This window comes from Microbacterium sp. 69-10 (assembly GCF_001897945.1).
Classification (GTDB): domain Bacteria; phylum Actinomycetota; class Actinomycetes; order Actinomycetales; family Microbacteriaceae; genus Microbacterium.
The window spans coordinates 4,553-9,029 of the sequence record NZ_MKRT01000031.1; the positions used below are offsets into that span (position 1 = coordinate 4,553).

Sequence of the window (4,477 nt, forward strand, 5' to 3'; positions counted from 1 at the left end):
CGGGCGCGCAGTGCGGCGGCGAGCATCAGGAGGCCTGCCGCGGCCGTCGCGATCGCGGCGGAGGTCCATGCCGAGCCGGCGCCCGGGAACGAGCCGGCGACTGCCTGCACGTCGAGGCCGACGAACACCAGGCCGAGTCCTCCGACGGCCTCCGCAGACGACTGCAGTCGACGCCGTGCCAGCAGCCACGCGCCGCCCAGGAACGCCAGCGTCACTCCCGCGATGATCCAGCTGCGCACCGCGCGGTCGGCCAGCTCGGCGTTGAAGAAGGTGAACACGATCGCGGCGACCGCGAACAGCCCCGCCCCGGCGGTGGCGAGCACCGACTGCAGGCTCGCGCCGTCGGCCGCGGGCGGCGACGGCCGCAGGGGCTGCACGCCGACGGCGCCCGGAACGGGCCCGGCCTGCGAGACCACGGGCGGTGCCACCTGCACGACCGAGGGCTGCTCCGCCTGGCCCATCGGAGGCGCGACGGCGCCCACCGCGGTCGGCACCGGCACCAGCCTCGGGACGGGTATCAGCTTCGGGACAGTCGCGAGCAGCGCCTCACGGGCGCGCAGCGACTCCGCCGCCAGCGTCGAGGCGTTCCAGAGCGCGACGCCCTGAGGCCCGCTCAGATCGGCCCCGCAGTGCGCGCAGTGCCCCTGCACGAGATGCGACATCTCGCACAGCGGGCAGAGCCGCGCATCGTTCAACCGCTCTATCGCGGCATCCGACCACTTCATGAGCGCCCCCTCGGCTCGTATCTCAGGATGTCGCCGGGCTGGCACTCCAGCACCCGGCAGATCGCGTCCAGCGTGGTGAAGCGCACGGCCTTGGCCCGCCCGTTCTTCAGCACCGCCACGTTCGCCGGGGTGATGCCGATGGCATCGGCGAACTCCTGCACGCTCATCTTGCGACGGGCGAGCATCACGTCGATGTCGATCACGATGGGCATCAGACCACCTCGGACAGGTCCTGCTCGAGTTGCAGCGCCTTGCGCAGCAGGCCCCGCATCACGCTGACCAGCAGCGCCAGCGAGAGACTCACCACCACGCCGAACACGGCGAGCACCAGGATGCTGGGGTTCACCGCGCCGTCCTTCGCCAGCACGATGAACGAGGCGACGAGAAGCGCGGCGGCGGCCAGCATCGTGCCGATGATGATGTCGACCCAGCGGAAGGAGTGCGGGCTGAAGATGCGGTCGGCGCGCACCAGCGACAGCAGCGCGAACACGCAGACCAGCACGATCTGGACCAGGGCGAGGAACAGCACCGCGCCGATGATCCCGGGGACCTCGAGATACGCGAGGCCGGGATTGCGGCGCGCGGTCTCGTCGGCGACGCCGGGGATCATGACCACCTGGACGAAGACCAGCAGTGCGATCAGCACGGCGATCATCGCCCTGAGCAGGAGTGTGGCGACGGGCTGCATGGCGCTCCTATCGAAAGACAACAACTATCTATCGAAAAACGATAGCCAGCGGATGCATAGGAACTCAAGCGGGTGCGAATGATTCCCAGCATCCTCGCGGCCGCACGTCACCGGGCGGATCGAAGCGCGACGTTATGGGGAGTCGGGATCGAAGGGCGAGTCCAGCGCCTCGCTGAGCTCGGCCAGCATCGCCTCGATCTGCGGCTCGACGTACTGTGAGATCGCCGCCTGCACGCTCAGCCGGTGCCGCAGCAGGATGCCGCAGATCTCCCGACCGATCATGTTCGCGTACTCGTCGGCGAGCGCGACCTCCTGGCGCAGAGCGGCCTTCGCCTCGTCGCTCAGCGGAGGCAGCGGCGGCAGCTCCGCGGACGCCTCATCCGCGAGACCCGCCACGGTGAACAGGAACGGCGCACCCGGCACCGGGTCGGGGTCCAGCGGCATCCCTTCGTACTCGGGGTCCAGGCCCTCGGCGGGACGGTACGTGCGCGAGCGGTTGCGGTCGGCCTGATGGTCGAGCTCGGCCTGCAGCATCGGCAGGTTGCGCGCCGTGTACTCCGCGACGGCGTGGTCGACGATCGCCTTGATGCGGGTGGACAGACCGTGCTGCACCCCGTGCGGGACGTTCCCTCCGATCCCCGCGGCGGAGAGGATCGGCGACCCCAGGCAGCGGCGGCACGGAGCGACCCGCCCCCGGTGCGTGGCGGGCTCCCAGCGCGGCACCCAGCGCAGCCAGGCGTCGACTGCCTGGCCCACCTGGGTTTCCAACGACCGCTCCACGGTTACAGGGTACGGCCCGGAGCGCTTCGCGGCGCGGCATCCGCGCGTGTCATCCGTCGCCGTCGCCGTCGCGGCGTCATTCCTCGTCGCCGCGCTCCCACGGCCAGTGCGGGGCGGCCGCCTTCGTGCGGCGCAGGGCGATCGCGATCCAGGCGGCGATGAGGGCCGCTCCCAGCAGCACGGCGCTCGAGCCGCGCGAGATCAGCTGCCCGACGGCCTCGAGTGCGGAGTCGGTGCCCGCCCCGCTCAGCAGTGCGCTGAGCCAGACGAGCACGAGATGCGCGACCGCGGTCACCAGCGCCACGGAAGGCACTGCAAGGAACGACGCCCGTCCGCGGGACAGCGTCGGCCACAGCATCCAGGAGAAGGCGCTGATCGCGCCGAACATGCCGACGATGCCCGGCCACCAGTCCAGCCCCGGCACCGCGAGGATGTCGATGTCGGCGAAGAAGCTCAGCATCCCCAGACCCAGGATGCACAGCGCGGCGAACGAGACGAAGCCGATCACCAGCGACAGAGACGCGGAGACCCCCTGCGGCGGTGTGCCGTGGGGGTCTCCGGTGGTGGTCATGGCGCCACCTTACGCGCGTGCGCGTGGGTGGAGGGCGGTTCAGCGCAGCGCGCTGGGGCCCGCCTCGAGGGTGCGCTCGTACTCGGCCTGCGCCTCCGCGTTCAGCGCCTTCTTCTTGGCGCCGCTGCGTGCGACCCACGCGCCGAACCAGATCGTGAGCTCGCGGGCGAACAGGAAGGCGGCGATCGCGAGCGGCGCGAGCAGCTGCTCGTTGACGATCTCGGCCGACTTGCTGGGGGCGATGCTCCAGAACGGCGCCTGGAACAGCTGGCCCAGGATGTGGCCGCCGTAGGTGGCTGCGGCCACGAGCAGGCCCAGAATGACCCACTTGCCCCAGCGGGCACGGTTGACGAAGGCGCCGAGCAGCCAGAACGCCAGCCAGAAGACGACCACAGGAACCCAGAAGGCCCACGTCGTCAGCGGCTTGAGCGCGGCCTCGCCGATGTTCTCACCCGTGACGTCGCCGGCGAGGGCGCCGAGACCCAGGATCGCGCCGAGGTACAGGATGGCGAAGACCACGGCCGCGACCAGACCGATGCCGCCTGCGGCGCCGCGGTTGCCCAGCTCCCGAGGCGGCTCGGGGGCCTGGACGAAGATCGGCTGCGGGGCCGCGGGCGGGGCGACCGGCTCGGCGGGCAGGACGTGGGTCTCGGCTGCGGATGCCGCTGCTGCGGCCCCTGCTCCGTAGGCGGTGTCCGCGACGGTCGGGGTGTCGCTCACGTGCGAGGTGGCGATCTCGCCGGTGTCCGAACCGGAGGAGTACGAGTAGTCCCGCCCGACGTCGGCGGGCTTCACGTCCTCGTCGGCGGGTGCCGCGTCTACCGCAGGCGCCTCATCGGCATCCGCGGTCTGCTCCGAAGCGGACCGCGACTCGGCGGAGTCGGCTGCGCCGAACGTTCCGGGGTAGTCGCGCTCGGCGGCGGCGAATGCCTCCATGTCGGCGTCGGAGTGCGGCTCGGCGGAGTCGGCGGGGGCTTCGGCGCGGGCCGCGGCGGCGGCGTCGAGACCCTCGTTGGCGCTTCCGACGACGTCGTCGATGTCGTTCGGCTTGTCGTTCTGGGGAACCTCGGGGTCGCTCATGGCCTCGCCTCTCCTGGATAAGGTGCACAGCGAGGGTAACGCGCGCGCAAACGCGCGCCTCGCAGGCGTGCCGACGTGTCGGTGCTTCGCCGTCCGGCGGACGTCAGCCGCCGCCGACCATCTGCTCGAGGATGAACAGCAACCCGGGTCCCGCTCCCAGGGCGAGCCACAGCAGGCCCGCCACCGTCGCCGCGCAGAGGAGCCCGACGATCCAGCTGATCGCCAGGCTCCTTCCCCCCACGCGTGCGGTCATGGCGCCACGATACGCCCGGCGTTCGTCAACGGGCGAGCGCAACGCCGATCAGGGTCGCACCATCGCCGGCGACGACGCCCCCGGGGCGAGGAGCCTCGGCGCGCCTGTGCCGTCGGAGGGCACGGACCAGACCCCGTCGTCGACGGCATATGCGAGCGTGCCGTCATCGAGCCAGGCCGCTTGATCGTCGACGCTGCGGTCCTCAGCCACGGCCGTCTCCTTCATGGTCGCCAGATCCAGCACGTACAGCCGCCAGGGCGACTCGACGCCGGGATCGACCCGCTTCTTGAACGCGATCCGGGTGCCGTCGGGCGAGAGCGACGGGCACTCGACGTTCTTGCGCAGCGTGCGCGCCGTCCACGACGCCAGGTCGCCCTGGG

At 71.4% G+C, this 4,477-nt stretch carries 7 protein-coding genes and 1 pseudogene; all 8 read right to left on the reverse strand.

Features of this window, described 5'->3' with window-relative positions; all coding sequences use genetic code 11:
• A pseudogene (locus tag BGN97_RS17035) lies at positions 1-725 on the reverse strand (hypothetical protein); the annotation flags it as partial.
• The gene (locus BGN97_RS17040; protein WP_285637125.1) at positions 722-937 is read right to left on the reverse strand and encodes a helix-turn-helix transcriptional regulator; all 216 of its coding nucleotides are present in this window, start codon (positions 935-937) and stop codon (positions 722-724) included. The pseudogene BGN97_RS17035 and the gene BGN97_RS17040, both read right to left, overlap by 4 nt.
• Positions 937-1,413: a DUF2975 domain-containing protein gene (locus BGN97_RS17045; protein WP_292704229.1), complete on the reverse strand. Its 477-nt coding sequence runs from the start codon at positions 1,411-1,413 to the stop codon at positions 937-939. The genes BGN97_RS17040 and BGN97_RS17045 overlap by 1 nt, the downstream gene beginning before the upstream one ends.
• Before the next feature lie 132 nt (positions 1,414-1,545).
• Positions 1,546-2,193 carry a spermidine/putrescine ABC transporter substrate-binding protein gene (locus BGN97_RS17050; protein WP_292704230.1) on the reverse strand — a complete coding sequence of 216 codons (648 nt, stop codon included), beginning with the start codon at positions 2,191-2,193 and terminating at the stop codon, positions 1,546-1,548.
• A gap of 76 nt (positions 2,194-2,269) precedes the next feature.
• Positions 2,270-2,764, reverse strand: coding sequence for a hypothetical protein (locus BGN97_RS17055; RefSeq protein ID WP_292704232.1), 495 nt, complete (start codon positions 2,762-2,764; stop codon positions 2,270-2,272).
• A gap of 39 nt (positions 2,765-2,803) precedes the next feature.
• On the reverse strand, positions 2,804-3,844 hold the full coding sequence (locus BGN97_RS17060) for an ABC transporter (RefSeq protein ID WP_292704233.1): 1,041 nt from the start codon (positions 3,842-3,844) through the stop codon (positions 2,804-2,806).
• A gap of 103 nt (positions 3,845-3,947) precedes the next feature.
• Positions 3,948-4,097 carry a hypothetical protein gene (locus tag BGN97_RS17065; RefSeq protein WP_285637140.1) on the reverse strand — a complete coding sequence of 50 codons (150 nt, stop codon included), beginning with the start codon at positions 4,095-4,097 and terminating at the stop codon, positions 3,948-3,950.
• A gap of 48 nt (positions 4,098-4,145) precedes the next feature.
• Complete coding sequence (locus tag BGN97_RS17070; protein WP_292704237.1) at positions 4,146-4,307, reverse strand: hypothetical protein; 162 nt, start codon at positions 4,305-4,307, stop codon at positions 4,146-4,148.
• Positions 4,308-4,477 lie beyond the last annotated feature (170 nt).